Here is a 20,309-nt window from a genome sequence, read left to right on the forward strand (position 1 = left end):
CCACGCGAAAGGCCTGCCACCATGGGTGAAGACCAGGTCGCAGCTGAAATCGGCATGTCCGTCATGGCGACCTTCGCCTTGGCCGGCCCCATTCTGGGCCTGGCCGCGCTTCTCGGGCTGATCATCGCCATTTTCCAGGCTGCAACGCAAATCCAGGAACAGACCATCGCGCAGATCGTCAAGATTTTCGTGATCTCCATCACCCTGCTGCTGTTCGGCCGGGTGCTGGCAACGCCGCTGATCGAACATTCCGTTCATATCCTGAACGACTTCCCGACCATGGTTCAGTGAGGCGGGGCGGATGGGGCCGGATCATCTTCCGCTCGTCGGCATCGAGGTCGCGGCACCGGCCGCAGCCATGCTCGGCGCCGCCCGCGCGCTCGGGATCCTGCTGATCTTCCCGATCTTCTCGCTGTTCAGCATCGTCGGCATTCTGCGTTTCGGCCTGGCAATCGGCCTTTCGGCGCCCTCCGTCGCCTTCGCCTATTCGGTGCTGGCTATCGGAGATACGTCCTGGTTCGATCTGGCCGCCCTTTCGATGAAGGAACTTTGCTTCGGGGCGCTCATCGGCATGGGGCTCGGCATTCCCTTCTGGGCGGCCCAGGCGGCGGGTGATATGACCGATGTCTATCGCGGGGCCAATGCCGCCAATCTCTTCGACCAGATCAACGCGCTGGAAACCGCGCCGCTCGGCTCGCTGATGATGTCGATCGCCCTGGTGATTTTCGTCAGCGCCGGCGGCATCATCGATCTGGTCGCGATTTTCTACAAGTCGTTCGAGTTCTGGCCGCTCTTCAAGCTCATGCCCGCCATGCCCGACGATCCGCTCGACATGATCCTCGGTGTATTCGGCCGGCTGTTCAAAGCGGCCGGATTGCTTGCCGCCCCGTTCATGATCGTCACCTGCGCGCTCGAATTGTCGCTGGCCTTCGTTGGCCGCTCGTCGAAACAATTCCCGCTGAACGATAGCCTGCCGGCCATCAAGAACTTCGCGGTCGTGGTCATTCTCGTCATCTACACGGCCTTTATCTCCAGCTATTTCCACGATCTCTGGATCGACGGATTCAACGAGGTGAAAGCCATGCTGGAGGTGACCCATGGCCAAAAATGACGATACCGAGGAAAAAACCCTGCCGCCGAGCCGGGTGAAGCTCGATCGGCTCCGCCGCGAGGGCCAGGTTCCCCGCTCGAAGGAAATCCCGGTTGCGATCTCCGTCCTTGCCATCGCCGTCTACGTCACCTGGGGCTTGCCTGATATCCTCGAGGATTTCACCCGCAGTTTCGATGCCGGCCTTCAGTCCGCCGCGCGAGCCGACGTCTCCGACGCCGTCACTGTCGGCTTGAGCGAAACCGGCGTGGCGCTGCTCGATCTCATCTGGCTGCCGCTTGCCATGGGTCTTGCCGCGACCATCCTGGTGTCGATCCTCGACGGGCAGGGGTTTCCCGTATCGTTCAAACATATGAGCTTCGATTTCACCCGGCTCAATCCGTTCGAGGGCATCAAGAGGCTTTTTTCGCTCGCGAGCATCGCCGAGTTCGTCAAGGGGCTCGTCAAGTTTGTCCTGCTCGCAACCGCCGGCGGCGGTGCGATCCTCTATTTCCTCAACAGCATCTTCTGGTCGCCTCTTTGCGGAGAAGCATGCACGCTCTCCACGACAGCCCATCTCCTCGGCTCGATCCTCGTCATTGCCGCCGGCATCATGGTGGCGGCGGCGTTTTTCGATATCCGCATTTCGCGCGCGTTGTTCAGGCACGAACACCGCATGACCAAGACCGAGGCGCGGCGCGAATACAAGGATACCCAGGGCGACCCGAAGCTGAAATCGGCGCGCCGGCAAATCGGCGCGGAAATGCGCAGCAGCCCGCCGCGCAGGCAAGGATCAGGCCGGCAATGAAAAGCGGGAGCCTAAGCCGCCCGCTTGATCTTCGCTTTGCGGTTCCGGTGGTCGGGCGTCTCAGACGCCCGATTGGTTGTCACCTACACGCGTCCAGTTCTTCACATCGTCCAGCGTGATATCGGAGAGGAACGTCACGCTGGCAAGTGAGCTGTCGGTGCGGAAGACGTTGCTGCCGTGGGAGAACGCCCCGCCATCGATGGTGACGTCGGCGTCGATCTGCTTGCCGCCGTTGGTGCGCACGAGCGTGGTAAAGCCGTCAGCGACGAAATCCTTCAGATAGAACCTCGTGTCGGCATTGATCTGGAAGATCTTGTCGGTCGCGCCCTTGGCGGAGCCACCGATAATAGTGATGTCGCCGGCGCTTTTTACCGTCAGCGCATCCTCGCCGACATTCTGCCAATTGACGTTTTCGAGCGTCGCGCCGTCATAGACGTGGATTCCGTCGGCGCCATTCTCGCCGAGATCGACATTCTTGAGCGTCGCGCCGTTCTTGAGAATGAACAGCGGCGATTGGGTTTCGGACTGGCCGCCATCGCCGAGCTTGGACGAGGCCGTATAGGTCGCGCCCTTGCCGTCGAACACGCCGCCATCCACGACGATCGGCTCGTTGACGACGATGACGCTGCCCTCTTTCGAGAGGTCGGGTTTTTCCGTCGTGGTCTGCAAAGTCGTGGCCTGTTTCTCGTCGGATGGATCCACCTTCTTGGAGTCGGATTGCCAGTTGATGTGCTTGCGCAGCAGATCCTTGGGGTCGGAATCCATGCCGTTTTCCGACGTTTCCCGCGAATTCGGCACATAGGAGGTCAGTGTCGGCGGGTTGCCGGAGAAATCTTCGAAGGGCGAGACCTTGCGGGTTCGGATGGTGGTGAAATCCGTGTCGGCCCTATTGCTGCCGCCAAGGCAATCGGACTCAAGGTCGAAACGGGAGGTTCTGTCGAAGTCTATGGGCCTTTGTCCATCTACGCCACACATTGCATTCATCCCCAGTTGGTCTCGTCTACTTCACTTGCTCTATCAGCCCGGCCTTTGTTTGGAGCCGGCAGCGTTCCGGATTTGCCCGATCTCTCCGATGGTTTCGATCGTTATATCCCTGTCGATCTCCTCCGCCGCCAGCACCGGAATGCGGCAGTTGTGGTGGATCATCAGCGTCTGGGTGAGCAGGCGCCACTCGCCCGGCACGATGATGATGGGATCGTATCCCCGCTCGTTGGCGTCCTCGAGAGCCTGCCTGGCTTTCTCGGCCAGCAGGCGCAGCCTTTCGGCTATCTCGATCTTCTCGGTCGCTCCAGCGGCGTCATAGGAGCGGATGAAGTGGTCCCATTCGGCGGGAAGCACCAGCGCCGGCAGCAATCCGCGCCGGTCGAGAAGCCCGAAGGCGATCTGCTTGACCAGCGCGGCGCGCGCCATTTCGGCCAGGGCATCCGGCGCGTGATCGGTGCCGGCGTGCAGCATCACTTCCAGCAGTCCGCGCGGCTGGGAAAGCGTCACGCCGGAATCCAGCAGGCGTCTGACGACCGCGACCGTCAGCATCAGCGGCACCTGGGTGGCGACGTCGATCGCCAGTTTGCCGAGACGCGGTTCGAGGCTGCCCAGCCATTGTGCCGCGTCGTCGACGCTGAACAGGGCGCCGATATGGCGGCGGACGATGCGCACGATGCCGTCGGCAATCTGTTCGGCCGTCCGTTCGGGACCGCAGCTGACGAGACCGGCGGGCACGTTTTCGACCTGAAGGTGGATCAGATCCTCGGCCATGCGGGGATCGGCGTTGAACGTCGGCACCGTCACGGAGACGCCGACGGCGCGCGCCGCCATGCGGATCCGCCCGTCCAGCATTTCGCCGAGTCGCATCGCCTCAAGCCGCGCCAGCGTTTCCACCGCGACGGTGGCGATGACGGGATCGCCATATTTCGTCCTGTCGAGCGGATAGGAATTGGCGCTTTCCACGGCATTCGCCGATGCGGCCGCGGCTGGGCCGGCGCGCCGGCGATGCACCATGAAGGCAAGGCCCGCCAGACACAGGCCGATCGCGCCGAGCACGCCTGTGGGAAATCCCGGCACGAAGCCCGCGCAGATCGTCAGCGCCGCCGCAATCGCCAATGCACGGGGCTCCCGGAAGAGTTCGCGGCCGATATCGCTGCCGAGACTGCCGTTGCCGTCATCGGACACGCGGGTCACGACGATACCGGCCGAGACTGCCATCAGAATGGACGGAATCTGCGACACCAGACCGTCGCCGATCGACAGCAGCGTATAGAGATGGGCGGCCTCGGCGAAGCTCAGGCCCTTCTGGAAGATACCGATCGCCAGGCCGCCGATGAGATTGACGGCGACGATCACCAATCCTGCGACCGCATCGCCCTTGACGAAGCGCATGGCGCCGTCCATCGCGCCGAAGAACTGGCTCTCCTGTTCGAGACGCGACCGGCGCTTCTGCGCGGCTTCCGTGCTGATATGGCCGTTGCGCAGGTCGCTGTCGATGGCGAGCTGCTTGCCCGGCATGGCGTCGAGCGTGAAACGGGCGCCGACCTCGGCGATGCGCTCGGCGCCCTTCGTCACCACGATGAACTGCACCAGCGCCACGATCAGGAAAATGATCAGCCCGACGACGACATTTCCCGCAACGACGAAATCGCCGAAGGCCATGATGATCTCGCCGGCATCGGCGTCCGCCAGCACGAGCCGGGTCGAGGAAATCGTCAAGGCCAGGCGGAACAGCGTGCCGATCAGAATGACCGCGGGAAAGGTCGAGATTTCAAGCACGCTCTTCAGATAGGTCGTGGTGATCAGCACCACGAAAGCGAAGGAGAGATTGAAAGCGATCAGCACGTCCAGAACGATTGTCGGAAGCGGCAGCACCAGCATCGTCACGACGGAGGCGAAAAAAACCGCAAGCAGCATATCGGTGCGCTGCGCAAGCATGGCGAAGGCGGATGACCTTACCTTCATGATCCGGCTTCCGACGCCATCGCCTATTCTTGTTCGCTGCTGGAAATTTCGGCGAGCTTCGGCTCGGCATTGCCGGCAGAGGCGAAATTGACCGTATCGTCCTCACTGTCACGGGAAACGATCATCTGGTCTTTGCCGATCTCCTTGATGCGCCAGCCGCTCGAAACGACATCGCCTTCCTCGTAGCGGCGGCCGTCGGAGCCGATGATGAACCTGACGGGCGTATAGCCGGCGGCGGCAACGAAGCCGTCGAGACCGGAAGAGAGGGCGGTGAGATCGACGATGGAAACGGAACCGCGCCGGCTCATCGAGGCGATGATGCTGCGCAGCTTGGTCTTGTCGGGCAGGCCGAGAGGCCGCGATCCTTCGCCGATGCGAATTTCGTCGGCGGTGGCGACGATGCTCAGATCTTGGGGAAGCTGCGCCATACGAATGGCCTGGCGGATTTCGGCCGCGATCGCCGCCGCCGCCGGCGCCGGTTCGGGTGCGGCGGAAACCCTGACGAGCGGGGCTTCGTGAGCCGGCGCATCGCTGTTGTAAAGGCCGGCCAGCAAAAGCAACGCCGCCAGCCCGAGAAGGCCGGCAGCCGCAATCCGGCGCGGCGCGAACCGCACGCGCCCGGCGCCGAGACCTTCGAGCTCACAGATCGTGCCGTCGAAGGAGATGGTCTGTCTCTTCGTAAGGGTCATTGTCCGATCGCGCGGGATGGAACGACCGTCGATCACGACGTCATCCCGCAACGCGGTCAACGACACCGTGTCGGAGCCGCGGGAGCGCTGCAGACTGATGGCAAAGGCGGGTTCCGGTTTGGCGCCTAGGACGATCAGGTCACAATCGGCGCTGCCGCCGACCACCTGCCGCTCTGTCGTCAGCGGCAGATTGGAGCTGCGCCCGGCGCGCGTGATGCGCAAGACCGGTCCGCCGCTGCCTGACGCAGCGTTGCCGGCGTTACCTCTGAATGTCGGCGAAGAGGAATCTAGATCCATAACCATCTTGTTCCCGAACCGTCCGTCGAGCGGCTTTTATTGTCTTCGAAAGCGGGGAAGCGAGACGGGCGAACCCGTCTCGCCATTGTTTCAATCAGCCTGGGCCGATCTTCTTGATGGCGTTTGCGACGCCGTTGATCTTGGTGATTTCGGTTGCAACCTTCAGGCTCTGCTCGGTCGCTTCGTTCTGGGCCGACTTGAAGGCGGAAATCGCCGAGCCGATGCCCGCATCAAGTGTCGAAGTACTAGCCATGTCTTGAACTCCTTGCATGGTTTTGGCGGCCAGAGCCTTGCAGAATTCAAGATCGAATTCAATAGCTTATGTTAAAAAGTTATTAATTCGCGATATGTACAACAAATGCGCGAAATGGATATCCGTCCTGTTCCCAGAGGACCGATGATCTGCAACAGTAGATCGGATAATTATTAATAGACTGGATTCCGTACTCACTGCCTGCCTTCGTTCATTAGTTGTCGGGCGATATCCGGATCGTGAGGTAAACTCAGATGTTTGCGCGTTTTGTTTACATGGCCGCTATCGGACTGCTGGCCTCCTTTCCTCCATCGGCCGGCGCCAGCGAGCGGGAGGTGCGCCTGGATGTCGTCTCCCTGCCGCTTGGCGAAGTTGTCCAGACGCTGTCCTTCATGTCCGGCATCCCGGTCACGACAGTCGGGACGCTGAGCGGCAAGGTCGAGCACTGGTCCGTCCGGGAAAGCGGAGCCAAGGCCTTCGTCAAGCTTGGCGATGCCAGCAATCTCTTCGTCGCCTATGACGGCAGCCGCATCATCATCGCGCCGAAGCAGGAGGTCTCCACCGTCGTCCTCGATCGCGGCGGCCGCAGCTGGAAGACCGAGCAAAACGCCATTCGCGCGCTGTTCCCGCTGCTGCCGGACGATGCGCTGCGTGAAGATCCCGCCAGCGGATTGGTGCTGGTGCGCGGGCCCGCGGTCTTCACCAAGGCCGTCGAAGACGTGCTGAGCCGGCCGCAAGCCGACAGCATCAAGGTCATCAAGGGCGGCCAGTTGGAAGTCCTGACGACGAACAACGGTGCCTGAGCGGCTGATATGAAGGCGCTGAAGTCTCTCAGGCAGTTGCTGGAGATCCGCAGCCTGCGGGCGGATAATCTTTCCCGCAGCCTCTCTGAGGCGCGGGCGGACGCCGAAAACGCGCGGGAGCGGGAAACGGAAGCCTCCGAAGCGCTCGACATCGCGGCAAGCCTGGCCGCCGGCAATCCTGTCGTCGACGCATTGCGCAAGAGCGGCGCTATCTCCGCCGCCGAGCTTCAGGACGCGCTGATGCGACAATCCGTATTGCGCAGCCATGAAGCCGTTGCCGGCCTATCGCTTGCGCAGCGCAAAGCCGACCGGCTGGCTGCGCAAGAGCGGGCAGAACACGTCGCCGCCGATTTTTCGCGGGCACAGAAGGCGGTATTGCGCACCGAATTTTCGCTTGAAGCAGCGGAGAAAATCGACCGGTAGGGAGCTAAGAACCAGCAGATGAACCAACCGGCTTCTGTTCTTCCATCTCTTCCTCGACAATCGAGCTGACGAGGGCAACGACCCGGCTGCGCACACGCGGAGAAAGGAGCAAAACGTCGTCTATCAGACGCCGTCCCTCCGCCGTGGAAATGTAGGCAATCTTCTCATCGATCTCTGTTATGATTTGCTGGCCCTGAGTGGTTTCGGGATCTGGAAGACCTTCGAAAAACCTCGAAACAGGGATCTTGAGGCAATTGGCAAGCTCGTAGAGCATCGAAGCGCTGACGCGGTTCTTACCGCTTTCATATTTTTGTACCTGCTGCAAACTGACCCCGATGCCGGCGCCGAGATCCCCTAGGGATACATTCGACTGCATTCGGCGGATACGGATTTGCTGTCCGACATGCCGATCAACTGGATGCACCAACTCGCGCGCTACATTCGACTGTTCGGCTTGCGCAGGCCTCGAAGTCCGGACCTGTGCTGCTGCATAGCGCTTCATGGTGGACACCCCGATGGAGAGTTTCACGCGGTGCGCCCCCGCTGAAAACTCGCTAAACCCACTGATCGGGGAGTTGGAAACCGTACACGACGGTCCTGTGGCCTTTAGTTCCGAGGAACCTGGACATACGCCACAGGCTCCTCGACCGAAGGTCAAGGAGTGTGATGCCGTTACGGCCGGCATCAACCACGTGTAGGGGTTTCCACACCCCAGGGCAGCGCGTACTGCCCTATCGAAAAAGATAGCGGGAATCCGCCCGCTGCGCAACCGAATTCTTTACAAGATTCAATGGCTTCCCTTTACGCTCGGACACTTGCCTCAAAAGCGAGAGGTCACGCTTCGGGCGGTAAAGTGGTCAGAAAACCAAAGGAGGTGCGATCAGCGGAACGCCCATTGCGAGGATTGTCTGCCCACTCTCCCGGAAGAGATGACGATGACACCTGGGAGAGCGCGGACGTCGTGGCGATCGAGGAGACGGACGATACCGTCACCGTACTTCTCTGGCATCTGAAATACTCGCAGGCAGTAATGGGGCGCCGGGCGGACGATCTTTACCTCGTTTGCGGTCAAGCACAGAAGGGGGTGAAGGGGACATGGAGCTTGAAGAACCTCATCAACCACCTGACCGTGAGAGAAACATCACATCTTAAGGGCCGGGCCCGTTTCATTCGAGGCAGCCTGAATGACTTGGCCACGCTTCGAAAGGCTGCCCAACGCAAGTTCATCGAGTACCGGATCGGGATTGTACAGCCGGGTCTTAACGGTGAAAACATACCCGCAGAACATCTTGCGCTTCTGGGAGCGACTGCCACTTCATACTGTCTGTCACCGGGTGTCCCCTAATGACTGTCGCGAACCGCACCGATCCAGCTTAGCTGCCGGCCACCGTCTCCAGCGGCGCTACTTTCCATGACGGCAGGGCCGCCGCGAACTGTCACGGCCTTCTTGGGGCTTTCGATATCGAAATTGACGTTGTAGCGGTTCCACTCTGTAACAGCGGCAGAGCCGCCGACAAAATCAGGGGTAGGAATGCTCGATGTCCTGCCGATTGTTGCGGCGGGTGCATAGCTGCAGTGCAACATAGACGCTGGCTTCATGGCGCTGGCCCGAGTATTGCTATTTTCATCGAAGCGATGCTTCCTCCCGCAACGCTTCGAAGTTTAGACGGCCCACTCCTCCTCCCAAAGGGACGTCTGTGGGAACAGCGGCACTCCTCCTCCCAGGTCGCCGTTCGGTTCTTTTAGGAAAGCCTGCCGCACCTCCTCCCGCGGCAGGCTTTTCTATTTCGGGGCGATGGGCCGTCAGAGCCCGAGATCAAGTTGGGACTGGGGTCGTGCATTGCCGATCGGAGGTCGTCAGCGTTGAAAGCGTGACGCCGAGCAGCCGCACTGGCCGCTTGAATGGATAGACAGTCGCCAATCGACGGGGCATCGTTCGATGGTGTGCTCGAAGATCTTGGCTGGTTCGGCAAACGGTTCACGCCGGACATGCGCGCCGATGTGCTGCTGTTTCGAGCGGGAGACCGGCGGCTGGTTGCCGTGGATCCCAAATGGATCCCGCTTCGGCTAACGTTGCGTTTTTATAAGATCGACAGGACGCGTTTGGCAAGCAACCAAGTTTTCCTATCTCCAGCGCCGGCTGCGGGCGAGGGCCCGGTCGCGTCTTTGAAGGCCATGATGTTCGGCTGCGTCAAGAGCGCGGCCATGGTCTATGACGATCAACCCATCGTCGACCATTTCCGGCGGATCGACGCCGAGAGGATCATGGGCGCGAAATTTCGCTCTGCGCAAGTAAGGCACGAACCGTCGAGACGGCAGTTCCTAATGAGCTCATCGAAAGGTCATATCATGCTGAAATACAAGCTCTACGTACTCGTGGTAAAAGCCGACGGGAATCTCGCGATCCTCGCCGCGCTTGCCATGGTTCTTACCGCGATATGGCGCGGCGTTTTACCTATAGGAAGTTTCTACTAAAAGACTGGAGGTGCAGGATCATTCCTGCACCCTCCTCACATATCACCACGTTCGCAGTACGCGTGTCACCTATCTCTCACGCGCAACAGCGGAAACGACAAGGTCTGTCATTTGAGAGTTACCCGGAGCGCCCCACCAGTCGCAGAGGGACAGGTAGGAGAAGTCGCTCACACTGTCACCGTAGCCGATCACTGGGCGACCTGGATGCTCCGTCCGAAGCTTTTTGAGCAGAAATTGTGAGGCCACCCGTTTTGAGATCGCAGGCGGAACTAGCGCAAGGTTATTGCCGTTGTGGTGTCGAACCCAACCCCGTTTTTCTCGAATGATCGGCACAATCTCTTCAAGGCGTGAGCCGTCTCCGTCAATCTCTTTGAAGACAACATATGTCGCGAGATCAGCTTCCATCACCGACCAGCACCGGATGTGGACGCCAAGTTCCCTCGCCTTGGTCCTGCCCTCATCGAGGAGCTTATCGAAAAAGCCGGCAAGCGGCCGGAGCTCCCTTGCGACGACCTCATGCCATTCGGCGTCAGGCTTGCCGTCCTTTTTGAGGATGACGGCACCGTTCGATACGATTGAGTAGCTTTCAAACGCGATCGTAACGCGCGAAAGAGCCTCAGAGCCGCGCGCCGTAACCGGGATGGCCTCCGTGGAGACGAGCAGCCACTCGACAAAGGCAGCTTGAATCTTCGTCATATAGGAGTTGCTTCCATTAATGGATTTGGACGCCAATACCAGATCGGCTTCCGCAATCTCCGGTATCTTTTTCTTGGTTTGAAACAAGGTGTCGTCGAGGTCCACCAGAGCAATGGGCTTCATATGCGTACTCCAAAATGCGACTGGTTAAATATTTGATCGATTGCCAGATGTGAGCTTTCGCGGATTCTCCATTGGCAATGAATTTTACGATACGGAATTTGTCACATCTCAGTTTCCTTGACCTGCGCGCCGAGCTCGTAAGTAGACATACGTGGAGATTAGGAGACGTGCCGGATCAGCGTGACGGCGCGGTAGGGGGCGATCTTTCTAGGGGAGACGACATACGGGACGCCTTTGTTGTCGATCAGGTACATGAGGGCCGCGAGTTCTGGATCGGTTGGCGACGAGACGTACACCTTTTCCGGCACACGTCGCAGGATGGCCCTGGTCGCCTCCGCAATGCCCGGCTTTACTCGGTTGATGTTCGTTACGGCGTCCTCCCCCATCACCCAGGCGACGGCAGCGGCGGCGGCATCGCGATGCGCCCGGCGGGTCTCGATACTCCAGACGCTCGGGATTTCGGTTGCAATCACAGTGGAGACATCATTCCACATACCATCCACGAATGATCGGGAAATATCGTGTTCCGCGAGATTATCCCACTGGACGCAGGCGTGGAAGTCACCGGGACCGACGAGGGCAGCGTTGAGGATCGAGCGGCTGATAAGCCCGGATACGGTGCATCCTAGCATTCCGGAGGGAATAAGCCAGTCGTCGCCCGATGCGGCGAGCCATGCGCAGCCGCAGGGGTCGGCCAATACAACTAGCCGCGCAGGCCGGTCTGAGTAGTCCTTGAAGCTCTTTTCGAGTTGGTTCGCAATTGCTCCTTTGCCCGTCCAGCTATCTACGAAGACGATGCTCTCGACAGGACGCCTGGCAAGAATGTGGCGCATAGCCTCGTCGTCAACGCCCTTGTCGCGAATGATCGACAACCCGTAGTGTCCGACGTCCCGGCCGAGTAAGGCGATGGCCCTCTTGAGAAGGATGCCGAAGGGCACGCCGGCGCGGACCAAACTGACAAGGGTAATAGGACCCTCGACCGACTGCACGATCGCGAGGGCGAGGCGTGCCGTCTCGGCGCCCATGCGCGGGCCACCAGTGGCCATGGCCTTAGCAAACAGCTCCATGTATTCGCGGGTCGGGGCCATCTCGGCGGAAATCATTTCCGAGTAATGCCGCCGCCCGGATTGGATGGCCTCTTCCCTCGTGGCCGTGTCAGTAGGCTGAATATCCACTCTCTTGAGAAGGAGCGTCACGTCGTATTCGGCGTAGGAGCCTAGTGTGGCAGGGGAGGCGATGCTGTCATAGGTATCCCCCATGGGAGTGATGTCCTTAGATAACGCGACAGCAGTGTTGTGTCGCCGTGGACTGGCGGAAATGTCCGATCGAGTGAGCCGATTTCGAAGCGGCAGACCGCATGGCCTAAGGCGGCTTCATTCACCTTCTACGTCTGAAAGGACAATGGGATCGCCCAGTGCGGACATCAGGCTGGCACAGACATTTTCCGGGCCTGTCTCCGAGCAGAGTATAATTTTCGAGTACAGCGCTGGATCGACGTTGTAGAGGTAATGTGGAACTGTTCCGCCGTAGTTGTCGGAGAACGAAAGTACTGAACCGATCGCGTGGCCTTTCGACAGGGGAGAACGCGTCACGGATGAATAGAAAACCTCAGCGCCCTCCTTTTCCAAGCGCTCCGCAAGCAGGAAGGGCTGCCACACGTGTTCGCCCGTTCCGAGTACGAGGGTAATCCCGTCATCGGCAGCGTTTGCATTGAGACCCTGCAAGTGATCGACGACGCCGAGACGCGCCCAGTCTCGAGCGACGTCGGGACAGACCTCGGGCCGCTTAGGACGGTCACAGGAAGGGACCTGCGGAGTAGCTGCCGTGAAATCCCCACGCGGAGTCCAACTGTACCGTCCGGAAACGATAGTAGCCTCACTGACTGTTCCCGTGATCTCCGCGCGGGCAGCGCCTTCTGACCAGTCGGTAAGCGTAAGTAGGACTGTGTGCTTCAGCTTCAAACGAATTTTTGCGGGAAGGGCAGCGAAGATGTTGGCAAATGTCTTACCTGTCGAAGCCTCATCGTCAACGAGTACCAAGCCGGTCGCACCATGAACCAAGTCGCGGAGCCTTGCCTCGCATGGTTCGTGCAGGAGGTGCCGCGGGGCATGGCTATGCTCTTCCTCAAATTCGCACAGCAGCGGCAGTTTAAGATCATGGCGAGTGGAGCAGATATATATTGCATCGCCGCGACCAGTGAGTTCGCGGAACCGCCGATGGACACCCGCACCAAGGCCAATGCCCGCTTCGGCTATTCCGATGAACAAAACCGGACCAGGAATATCGGCAGGAATCTGACGTGCAAGGAGGTCGAATGCATTTCCCATGACCGAAGGGCGGATCGGCAGGAATCGACCAAGAACCTTGGAAACAAACAGAAACGAGCGGTTCGGGTTGATTCGCTGCCCGAAGCCGAACATCTCGATGGGGGGTACAAGGCTTCGATCCACGTGAACCGAGATAGTGCCGTCGGCGAGTTGCGCAGAGTATGTTGAAGGATTCACCATTGCCAGCTTTCGAAAGTACGGACGTTTACCGTGGAAAAAATCCGTGCCATATGTTTCCGTGACGCCGCACGCTCATTGGCGTCTCGTTGACGAGCAGGGTAGCACTTACCTCTCGAGGCTCAGAGTGCATCCGCGCCACGATATCGCAGGAGAATTCGCCGGCCCTTGGCGCGAAGGCCAGCACGGCGCGAGCGCCTCCCTGGTTTCAGCTTCGTTGGGGCTAAATCCCGATCTGAGGCCTTCCTGCCCCGTCGATGCGGCTCGTGACCCATCTCCGACAAAGCGACTGGGGCGATAGAAATAGAGTTTACGTCAGTTCATCCTCGCTCTCTGCGGTGAATCAGTAGCATGAAGTGAAGCAAGGGACGTGCCACTCGGACATGCAGCACGAATGCGAGCTGAATAGGCACCAGAACTCGAATATTGCATTCCAGGTCTCACGCGGCAGATGTCCAGATTGCCGGGAAATTTCGTATTGCATCCATAACGGCTTTGGGCGACGGATTGCGGGACCTGCCATGGCAAGCGCGTGCGGTCGCGAAACCTCAGATGGCGGCGAAGCGCTGCAGTTAAGAGAGATGCTGGAGCGTATATTCGCCTAAACGCTGCTGACGTGGCGGTTGGGCCTTTGAACGGTGGACGAGATCAGCCGGGAAAAAAGGCGTAGCTTCATTGAAATCGGCAGGGTGTACCCCGCCCACTACCGGGGATCAGAGCAGGCCAGCCTTGGCCCCAACCTGCGATGATAGCAGGTGCCTGGGGCACCTCCAGCACGTCGAGGGTTCTGCATCTTCGTGTCAGCCAATAGCCGACAGTTCGCACCACGTTTGTATTCGCTTTGTCTGCTTTACGACAGACTTAAGTCTTGATGCCTGCACTCAGCCGTCGTTGTTCAGTCCCGGCATTTTCATGGAGCGGATCGAGGGTGAAACGTTCAGGCTGCGAAGTCTATGTCTTGCAGACGAACTCGTAGTGTGAGGCCCTTGAGGGTCTTGAGCCTGCGTGACCTGCCACTGAACTTTCATCCAGCGGCGATTAGAGCCTCGGCGGTTTTGATACGCCAAGTGGCGCGGTGTGAGCAACCGGCAACGCGGATCGTGTCCCAGCACCTGGTGTAGCTGACGGTAGGGAGTAAAGCCGAGCGCCCGCGCGCTTCTCGTTGCGCTGTAGCGGGTGATCGGCTTTGCGGGCGGCCATCAGTGTTTTCCGCTAGGGTCGGGTTGTTCAAGACCAACCTGACGGAAAGATCACCGATGACCAATGACATGATGAACGTGCGTTCGCTTGTTGAGAAGAGTGCCGATGCAGATTTGTTGCGTGAGATGATCGGTCTTGCTGCCGAGCGGCTGATGGAGTTGGAGGTCGGCTCGGCCACGGGTGCTGACTTCGGTGTGAAGAACCCGATGCGGCTCACTCAACGCAATGGCTACCGTGACCGCGATTGGGAGACGCGGGCTGGCACCGTCGAGCTTCGCATTCCGAAGCTGCGCAAGGGCAGCTACTTTCCGAGCTTCCTTGAACCGCGCCGCATGGCAGAGAAAGCTCTGACGGCCGTTATCCAGGAAGCGTATATCCAGGGAATCTCGACTCGTTCTGTCGACGACCTGTGGTGGACGCGACCTATCTCAAGGTCCGGCGTGGCGGCCGCATCGTCTCAGTCGCCGTCATTATCGCGGTCGGCGTCAATAACGACGGTCGGCGCGAGGTCCTGGGTATGGAAGTTGGCACCTCGGAGGCCGAACCGATCTGGACGGAATTCCTGCGCAGGCTGACACGTCGAGGATTACGTGGTGTGAACCTTGTTGTCTCTGATGCACATGAGGGCATCAAGGCTGCCGTTTCCAAGGTTCTCAATGCCACTTGGCAAAGGTGCCGGGTTCACTTCATGAGGAACGTGCTCGCGCATGCTGGAAAGAGCGGCAGGCGGGTCGTATCCGCCTTCATCGCGACGGCCTTTGCCCAGGAGACCCCGGAGGCAGCAAGCCGCACAATGGCGCAGTGTCGCCGATCAAATCAGGCCGAAAGTGCCGAAGCTTGCCACCATCATGGACGACGCTGAAGAGGACGTGCTCGCCTACATGACCTTCCCGAAAGAGCACCGGGCAAAGCTGCACTCGACGAATCCAATTGAGCGTCTCAACGGCGAAATCAAGCGACGCACCGAGGTCGTCGGCATCTTTCCGAACGACGAAGCCATCGTCCGTCTCGTCGGTGCATTGCTGCTCGAACAGAATGATGAATGGGCCGTTCAACGCGCCAGGTATATGACGCTTGAGACCATGGCCCAAATGAGCGATGATCCCCAAATCGGCCTGCCCCGCTGTGATGTCGGGTCAGGAAACGAGCGGGACAGCAGGCTAATACACTGCCCGAATTGCCCCGTGTGGACGGCAAGCGTCAAGCCTTGATGCCAAATTCAAACGGATATGAGTGGGGCTTCGCAGCTGCGGCGAGGTCTCGATAGGGTCCGACAGTAAGCCCGAATGAGTGGGCACAATGGGACTGAAAGTGGGATCACTTGGTGAGCCCGTTGTTCCCGCGCGGAGATCCCGCCGCTATTCTCGCAAATGTCGGACAGCCGCCGCCCTTTGTCGCATTTGTCGAGATCACGACAATCGGTTTGTCCCGCTCTGCTCTACGCACCCGTCAAGCCACGGAGTGGTGCCTGCTTCGCAGTTTTGAATTTGAGAGCGAGCGGGCTACGGCTCCGTCATTGCTGGGGGTCCGATAGCGAAAGCCTGTTCGAGATGCGTGCTTCTCTATCGTCGCACAGGGCGTTTTCAGCATCTTGGGCCCTCTCACCGGTCTGAACAACTGTTTCAGCTTGATCATTTGAGGTTTTCGCAACCGAACGTGCTTGCCGTGGCTGGTCGGCAAGCCGTCGCTCGAACGATCATGGAATGCGATACTAAGTTTTCCGGAATCTGGATTCCAACTGGAATGCAGGAAGACGATCGGTAGTAGCGTTTTTAGCTCGCATTTTACGCTGCATTTTCGAGTGGCACGTCGCTTGCTTCATTTCTCGTGCCGCCGATTCACCGAAACTCAGAAAGAGCCAACGCAAGCTCTATGGTGGTGCGAATTGCCCACTGCTCCCGCGCCCAGACGGCGCGGAACCGTCCTAAAAGCGGCATTAATCTTGGCGAAGGACAATTCAAATCCAAGGGAGAGTAAGATGAGCATCACACGCAGACATGTCATCGTTCAGGGTGGCGTCATTGCAGCAGGCCTGCTCGCCAGCGGCCTACCGGGGACAAAAGCCTTCGCGCAGATACCGTCAATCCCTTGGCGGCGCTCACTGCAGGGCTTGGCCTGGAACGACCCGATCATCGAGACCTATCGCGACGCAGTGCGCCTTCTCAACGCCCTTCCCGCCAGCGACAAATTCAACTGGGTCAACCTCTCGAAAATTCACGGCAGCGGTGACGTCGTCAAATACTGCCCGCATGGCAACTGGTATTTCCTGCCGTGGCACAGGGCCTATACGGCTATGTACGAGCGCATCGTTCGGCACGTGACCAAGAACAACGATTTCGCTATGCCGTTCTGGGACTGGACCGACAATCCGTACCTGCCCGAAGTGTTCACAATGCAAAAGACGCCCGACGGCAAGGACAATCCACTTTATGTTTCGTCGCGCACCTGGCCAATCACGCAGCCGATGCCGGACAATATAGTTGGGCCACAGGTTCTCAACACCATCCTAACGGCGAAGCCATACGAGGTCTTCGGCACCACCCGCCCCCAGGGACAGAACTCACTCGATCCTTCCTGGGTCACCACCAGCAGCGGCACGCAGGGGACGCTGGAATAGACACCGCACAATCAGGTGCACAACAATATCGGTGGCTGGATGCCGGAAATGTCGTCGCCCCGCGATCCGATCTTCTTCATGCATCATTGCAACATCGACCGCATCTGGGCGACGTGGAATTTGCGCAACGCCAACAGCACGGATCGGCTCTGGGCCGACATGCCGTTCACCGACAATTTTTACGATGTCGACGGCAACTTCTGGTCCCCGAAGGTCTCTGACCTTTATGTTCCAGAGGAACTCGGATACAATTATGGTTTCCGGACCTACTTCAAGGTCGCGGCGGCGAGCGCCAAAACGCTGGCCCTGAACGATAAACTCACGTCCGTGATCGCGGCGACGGCGACCGATGCTGCAGTCGCCGGCGTGACGACCACCTCCACGGACAACAGCAAGGCGGCAACGGAAAACGTGCCGCTTTCGCTGCCGATCAAGATCCCGGCGGGCGCATTGCAGGAGATCGTCCGCCAACCGCCTCTGCCATCCGGCATGGATACAATGGATTTCGGCGCGGCACAGGAGCAGGCGGCCTCCGCTCCTCGTGTGCTGGCATTCCTGCGCGATGTCGAGATCACCAGTGCCAGCACGACCAGCGTTCGGGTGTTTCTCGGCAAGAACGACCTTAAGGCCGATACGCCCGTCACCGATCCCCATTACGTCGGTTCTTTCGCCGTTCTCGGTCATGACGGCGACCATCATCGCAAACCATCCTTCGTCCTCGATCTGACGGACGCGATCCAGCGGGTTTACGGCGGAAGGGGGCAGACGGATGGCGAGGCCATCGACCTGCAGCTCATTCCTGTCGGATCGGGAGCGGGCAAACCCGGCGCCGTAGAGCCCGCAAAGCTAGAAATAGCCATAGTGTCCGCCTAACATCCGGACTGGCTGGGTTGTGGAGACATCGATGCGCTATCATCGTTGGGTGCTTATCGCTATTCGTGCGGCGGCATTATCGATGCTGCGCATCGTCAGCCCGGTTCAAGCTAACGAGAGCGACATGCGGGCAACGACCAGTAAGCCCGCGACGATAACCATATCGAGCAGAGCAGTCCACTCATCGGCTGATACCAGTGCGCGGGTCGTCCTTACTGTCACTGGTTATGAACCGTCGACTTCAGGACCAGTGACGACGGTCGTTTCGCTTGACTGCGGCAGTAACGTTCGCGAAATTGGTAGGTTTGGTATTTTTCCGAACAAGGCGTTTTCGGTATTGGACGGGGCAAAGCCTCAACGATTTGGGTTTCCCTTGCCCGATGACCCGTCTTGCCGTCAGCCACAGACCGTCATTATCCGGCTGGAGCCTCAAACAGGCGGCGGTTCGGGCGCCAGCATCACTATCAGCGACGCAAGCATCGAATAGATTGGCAGTCGGGGCTGATTTGCCGCTAGCTCCAGAACCTTGGCGGCAATGAAAGTCCGCCGGATAAAATAGAGGGTTTTGATAGGTTGTTGTGACAAAGGTCCAACGCGCAGCGCCTATCGTGGTCAACAGTTTACAGTCTTGCCGCTGCATTCGGCGACTGATGGTCGTCTGCAAGCAGGCAAAGGTTTTTGGCCGACCCGAGACTAGGCTCAAGATAAAGTCGCTCTTAAAGGCATTGAACCAACGACGCGTTCCTAGATCAGTAAAGTGACTCTTCAACCACTTCAGATGCTTGCGCGGAGTCTGTCCGAAAGCTGCATTGACTTCGCACGCGGTCCAAAACCGATTCAGACTGCGCGTTCAATTCAAAACTGAAGATTAGACGTGTGCTTTTAATGGCACTGGATTTGCAAGGACACGGGCGGCGTGCGGCCATAGGTATCGTGATAGAGAGGCGCGGAGGTTAGTCTTGAAACGAAGAGATTTTTCGACTGTTGGGCTCACTGCTCTTCTCGCCGGGATCGTATTCCCGGCTTTTCCCAGCACCGGATTCAGTGAGCAGCGAAAGCCGTCCATCCCCGCACTCCCTGATCAGCGGAAACTTTGGAGTTGGATCAAAAGGCTCAACAGTTTCGGCCCCCGATTGACCGGCAGCCCGGCGCAAGCACGGGCAATCGATTATCTTGCTGGTGAGTTGAGAGGGATGGGCCTTGAGGTGAAGCGCGATCAACTCACGATGCGCCGGTGGATGCCACGAACCACCGCGTTCAAACTGTCAAATGGTGAAGTAATTGAGGTAGCGGCGCCGTTCCCGTATTCCGGGCTTACACCTCCCGGCGGTATCTCGGGTAAGATGGTTCTTTTCAACGGTCGGGTTCAGGCGTTTGAGAAAGCCCGCGGCAAAATTGCGGTGGTGACGGTAAAGCGTCGGGATCTGGCGGCATTCCTCGAACTGGTGACCAATCGACGCGGCAGCCTGCCGGAAGGCATAGACTTTCCCAAAGCCGTAACCACGCCGCTTATCACCGGTTTGCTTGGCGTACCGATCGACAAGGCGCGTGAAGCAGGGGTTTTAGCCGTCGTTTGCATTTTCGAAGGCGTCTCGGAAGTGCAGTTGAAGGGGCAGGTGCTGCCATTCACCACACCGTATTGGGGCTTACCTGCAATATGGGTGGCGCAATCTGAAGGAGAGCGGATCAAAGCCGCGATCAAGCACGGTTTGAGCGGTCGCCTGACCTTGGATGGCACGTTGGAAGACGTTGCGACCGATACGATTTATGCGGTTTTGCCGGGCTGCAACCTGCTTGAGACAATCATCATCAACACCCACACCGATGGACCTAATGCGTGCGAAGAGAACGGCGGTGCTGGGGTACTCGCTCTGGCGCATTATTTCTCCTCGCTACCGAAATCTGCCCGCAACCGAAGCCTCGTCTTCGTACTCGTCACGGGTCATTTCCAGCTTGCCCAGTTCGGCCGCCACGGGAATCAGGCGACGGCGACCTGGCTCGAAATGCATCCAGAATTGTGGGACGGCAAACCCGGCCATGCTAAAGCCGTTGCAGGAGCTACGATTGAGCATCTTGGATGTACCGAGTGGCGAGATGACTTTGCAAAAGGGCACCCCGCGCCCACCGGGAAGCCGGAACTCGATTTGATCTATACCAGTAATAAGTCGATGAGTGGCGTGTACATCGCTGCCGCACGCGGGCGCAAAAAGGTACGCGCGCTGATAGTCGCCCCAGCGGCGGCGCAGGTGATGTTGGGCGAAGGACAGCCATTATACGCATCAGGAATTCCGACGATATCAAGCTGTCCGATACCGGACTATCTTTGCCAGGTCTTGCCGGGCGGAGGCTTGGACCGGCTCGACCCTGATTACGCCTTTCAGCAAGTCGAAACCTTTGCCCGCACGGTCGACTTGCTCGACAGGATGCCGCGTGGTGAGATCGGAATCGTTCCGTTTAACCTGTCCACTGTTATCGGTGATCTGCTGTAAACCTGACCAACACTAACGCCAGC

General features: G+C 59.0%; 18 protein-coding genes and 2 pseudogenes. 12 read left to right on the forward strand and 8 right to left on the reverse strand.

What is annotated here, in order from left to right; translation table 11 throughout:
• The first annotated feature begins 63 nt into the window (after positions 1-63).
• The 3 genes from K6M89_RS27260 to K6M89_RS27270 are packed head-to-tail and all read left to right on the forward strand — an operon-like array spanning position 64 to position 1,895.
• Positions 64-291, forward strand: a complete 228-nt coding sequence (locus K6M89_RS27260) for a flagellar biosynthetic protein FliQ (protein WP_225881834.1) — start codon at positions 64-66, stop codon at positions 289-291.
• 10 nt (positions 292-301) lie between these two features.
• Positions 302-1,111, forward strand: coding sequence for an EscT/YscT/HrcT family type III secretion system export apparatus protein (locus K6M89_RS27265; RefSeq protein WP_004672591.1), 810 nt, complete (start codon positions 302-304; stop codon positions 1,109-1,111).
• A complete protein-coding gene (locus tag K6M89_RS27270; RefSeq protein WP_011053325.1) occupies positions 1,098-1,895 on the forward strand; it encodes an EscU/YscU/HrcU family type III secretion system export apparatus switch protein in 798 nt (265 codons plus the stop codon). Before K6M89_RS27265 ends, K6M89_RS27270 begins: the two co-directional genes overlap by 14 nt.
• 60 nt (positions 1,896-1,955) lie before the next feature.
• Here the strand turns inward: K6M89_RS27270 and K6M89_RS27275 are convergent, their stop codons facing one another.
• The 4 genes from K6M89_RS27275 to K6M89_RS27290 all read right to left on the reverse strand — a co-directional run bounded on the left by K6M89_RS27275 (position 1,956) and on the right by K6M89_RS27290 (position 6,083).
• Positions 1,956-2,870: a pectate lyase gene (locus K6M89_RS27275; protein ID WP_004672592.1), complete on the reverse strand. Its 915-nt coding sequence runs from the start codon at positions 2,868-2,870 to the stop codon at positions 1,956-1,958.
• 42 nt (positions 2,871-2,912) lie between these two features.
• Positions 2,913-4,844, reverse strand: a complete 1,932-nt coding sequence (locus K6M89_RS27280; RefSeq protein WP_018247140.1) for a flagellar biosynthesis protein FlhA — start codon at positions 4,842-4,844, stop codon at positions 2,913-2,915.
• Between the two features lie 23 nt (positions 4,845-4,867).
• Positions 4,868-5,755, reverse strand: a complete 888-nt coding sequence (locus K6M89_RS27285) for a SctD/MshK family protein (RefSeq protein ID WP_225881300.1) — start codon at positions 5,753-5,755, stop codon at positions 4,868-4,870.
• A gap of 169 nt (positions 5,756-5,924) precedes the next feature.
• On the reverse strand, positions 5,925-6,083 hold the full coding sequence (locus K6M89_RS27290; RefSeq protein WP_004672595.1) for a hypothetical protein: 159 nt from the start codon (positions 6,081-6,083) through the stop codon (positions 5,925-5,927).
• Positions 6,084-6,337: 254 nt separating this feature from the next.
• Between K6M89_RS27290 and K6M89_RS27295 the strand changes: the two genes are divergently transcribed.
• A complete protein-coding gene (locus K6M89_RS27295; RefSeq protein WP_004672596.1) occupies positions 6,338-6,886 on the forward strand; it encodes a hypothetical protein in 549 nt (182 codons plus the stop codon).
• Positions 6,887-6,895: 9 nt separating this feature from the next.
• The gene (locus K6M89_RS27300; RefSeq protein ID WP_004672597.1) at positions 6,896-7,309 is read left to right on the forward strand and encodes a hypothetical protein; all 414 of its coding nucleotides are present in this window, start codon (positions 6,896-6,898) and stop codon (positions 7,307-7,309) included.
• Positions 7,310-7,313: 4 nt separating this feature from the next.
• Here K6M89_RS27300 and K6M89_RS27305 read toward each other — a convergent pair whose 3' ends face one another.
• Positions 7,314-7,811: a helix-turn-helix domain-containing protein gene (locus K6M89_RS27305; RefSeq protein WP_018247142.1), complete on the reverse strand. Its 498-nt coding sequence runs from the start codon at positions 7,809-7,811 to the stop codon at positions 7,314-7,316.
• Positions 7,812-8,270: 459 nt separating this feature from the next.
• Between K6M89_RS27305 and K6M89_RS27310 the strand changes: the two genes are divergently transcribed.
• The gene (locus K6M89_RS27310; RefSeq protein WP_026188834.1) at positions 8,271-8,654 is read left to right on the forward strand and encodes a hypothetical protein; all 384 of its coding nucleotides are present in this window, start codon (positions 8,271-8,273) and stop codon (positions 8,652-8,654) included.
• A gap of 581 nt (positions 8,655-9,235) precedes the next feature.
• Positions 9,236-9,583 (forward strand): annotated as a pseudogene (locus tag K6M89_RS31670) (DUF4334 domain-containing protein); the annotation flags it as partial.
• Between the two features lie 270 nt (positions 9,584-9,853).
• Here the strand turns inward: K6M89_RS31670 and K6M89_RS27320 are convergent.
• The 3 genes from K6M89_RS27320 to K6M89_RS31250 all read right to left on the reverse strand — a co-directional run bounded on the left by K6M89_RS27320 (position 9,854) and on the right by K6M89_RS31250 (position 13,110).
• A complete protein-coding gene (locus K6M89_RS27320; protein ID WP_004675991.1) occupies positions 9,854-10,603 on the reverse strand; it encodes an HAD family hydrolase in 750 nt (249 codons plus the stop codon).
• Between the two features lie 158 nt (positions 10,604-10,761).
• Positions 10,762-11,862, reverse strand: coding sequence for a cysteine protease StiP domain-containing protein (locus K6M89_RS27325; RefSeq protein ID WP_004675992.1), 1,101 nt, complete (start codon positions 11,860-11,862; stop codon positions 10,762-10,764).
• A gap of 114 nt (positions 11,863-11,976) precedes the next feature.
• The gene (locus tag K6M89_RS31250; RefSeq protein ID WP_011053330.1) at positions 11,977-13,110 is read right to left on the reverse strand and encodes a phosphoribosyltransferase domain-containing protein; all 1,134 of its coding nucleotides are present in this window, start codon (positions 13,108-13,110) and stop codon (positions 11,977-11,979) included.
• 1,253 nt (positions 13,111-14,363) lie between these two features.
• Here K6M89_RS31250 and K6M89_RS27335 point away from each other — a divergent pair.
• The 5 genes and pseudogenes from K6M89_RS27335 to K6M89_RS27350 all read left to right on the forward strand — a co-directional run bounded on the left by K6M89_RS27335 (position 14,364) and on the right by K6M89_RS27350 (position 20,286).
• Positions 14,364-15,518: pseudogene (locus tag K6M89_RS27335) on the forward strand (IS256 family transposase).
• Between the two features lie 767 nt (positions 15,519-16,285).
• Positions 16,286-16,924 carry a tyrosinase family protein gene (locus tag K6M89_RS31910; RefSeq protein WP_438826590.1) on the forward strand — a complete coding sequence of 213 codons (639 nt, stop codon included), beginning with the start codon at positions 16,286-16,288 and terminating at the stop codon, positions 16,922-16,924.
• A 15-nt stretch (positions 16,925-16,939) separates the two neighbouring features.
• Positions 16,940-17,797, forward strand: a complete 858-nt coding sequence (locus K6M89_RS31915; RefSeq protein WP_438826591.1) for a tyrosinase family protein — start codon at positions 16,940-16,942, stop codon at positions 17,795-17,797.
• Positions 17,798-17,828: 31 nt separating this feature from the next.
• Positions 17,829-18,284: a hypothetical protein gene (locus tag K6M89_RS27345; RefSeq protein ID WP_004668602.1), complete on the forward strand. Its 456-nt coding sequence runs from the start codon at positions 17,829-17,831 to the stop codon at positions 18,282-18,284.
• A 472-nt stretch (positions 18,285-18,756) separates the two neighbouring features.
• A complete protein-coding gene (locus K6M89_RS27350) occupies positions 18,757-20,286 on the forward strand; it encodes a zinc-binding metallopeptidase family protein (RefSeq protein ID WP_004668604.1) in 1,530 nt (509 codons plus the stop codon).
• The last annotated feature ends 23 nt before the right edge of the window (positions 20,287-20,309 follow it).

Origin of the sequence: Rhizobium croatiense, assembly GCF_019793465.1 — a bacterium.
Classification (GTDB): domain Bacteria; phylum Pseudomonadota; class Alphaproteobacteria; order Rhizobiales; family Rhizobiaceae; genus Rhizobium; species Rhizobium croatiense.

Coding starts and splice junctions, on each gene's coding strand:
- K6M89_RS27300 (WP_004672597.1), top strand. CDS start 6,896: ATGAAGGCGCTGAAGTCTCTCAGGCAGTTGCTGGAGATCCGCAGCCTG.
- K6M89_RS27345 (WP_004668602.1), top strand. CDS start 17,829: ATGCGCTATCATCGTTGGGTGCTTATCGCTATTCGTGCGGCGGCATTA.
- K6M89_RS27275 (WP_004672592.1), bottom strand. CDS start 2,870: ATGTGTGGCGTAGATGGACAAAGGCCCATAGACTTCGACAGAACCTCC.
- K6M89_RS27290 (WP_004672595.1), bottom strand. CDS start 6,083: ATGGCTAGTACTTCGACACTTGATGCGGGCATCGGCTCGGCGATTTCC.
- K6M89_RS27305 (WP_018247142.1), bottom strand. CDS start 7,811: ATGAAGCGCTATGCAGCAGCACAGGTCCGGACTTCGAGGCCTGCGCAA.
- K6M89_RS31250 (WP_011053330.1), bottom strand. CDS start 13,110: ATGGTGAATCCTTCAACATACTCTGCGCAACTCGCCGACGGCACTATC.
- K6M89_RS27260 (WP_225881834.1), top strand. CDS start 64: ATGGCGACCTTCGCCTTGGCCGGCCCCATTCTGGGCCTGGCCGCGCTT.
- K6M89_RS27295 (WP_004672596.1), top strand. CDS start 6,338: ATGTTTGCGCGTTTTGTTTACATGGCCGCTATCGGACTGCTGGCCTCC.
- K6M89_RS27265 (WP_004672591.1), top strand. CDS start 302: ATGGGGCCGGATCATCTTCCGCTCGTCGGCATCGAGGTCGCGGCACCG.
- K6M89_RS27320 (WP_004675991.1), bottom strand. CDS start 10,603: ATGAAGCCCATTGCTCTGGTGGACCTCGACGACACCTTGTTTCAAACC.
- K6M89_RS27325 (WP_004675992.1), bottom strand. CDS start 11,862: ATGGGGGATACCTATGACAGCATCGCCTCCCCTGCCACACTAGGCTCC.
- K6M89_RS27270 (WP_011053325.1), top strand. CDS start 1,098: ATGGCCAAAAATGACGATACCGAGGAAAAAACCCTGCCGCCGAGCCGG.
- K6M89_RS31910 (WP_438826590.1), top strand. CDS start 16,286: ATGAGCATCACACGCAGACATGTCATCGTTCAGGGTGGCGTCATTGCA.
- K6M89_RS27280 (WP_018247140.1), bottom strand. CDS start 4,844: ATGAAGGTAAGGTCATCCGCCTTCGCCATGCTTGCGCAGCGCACCGAT.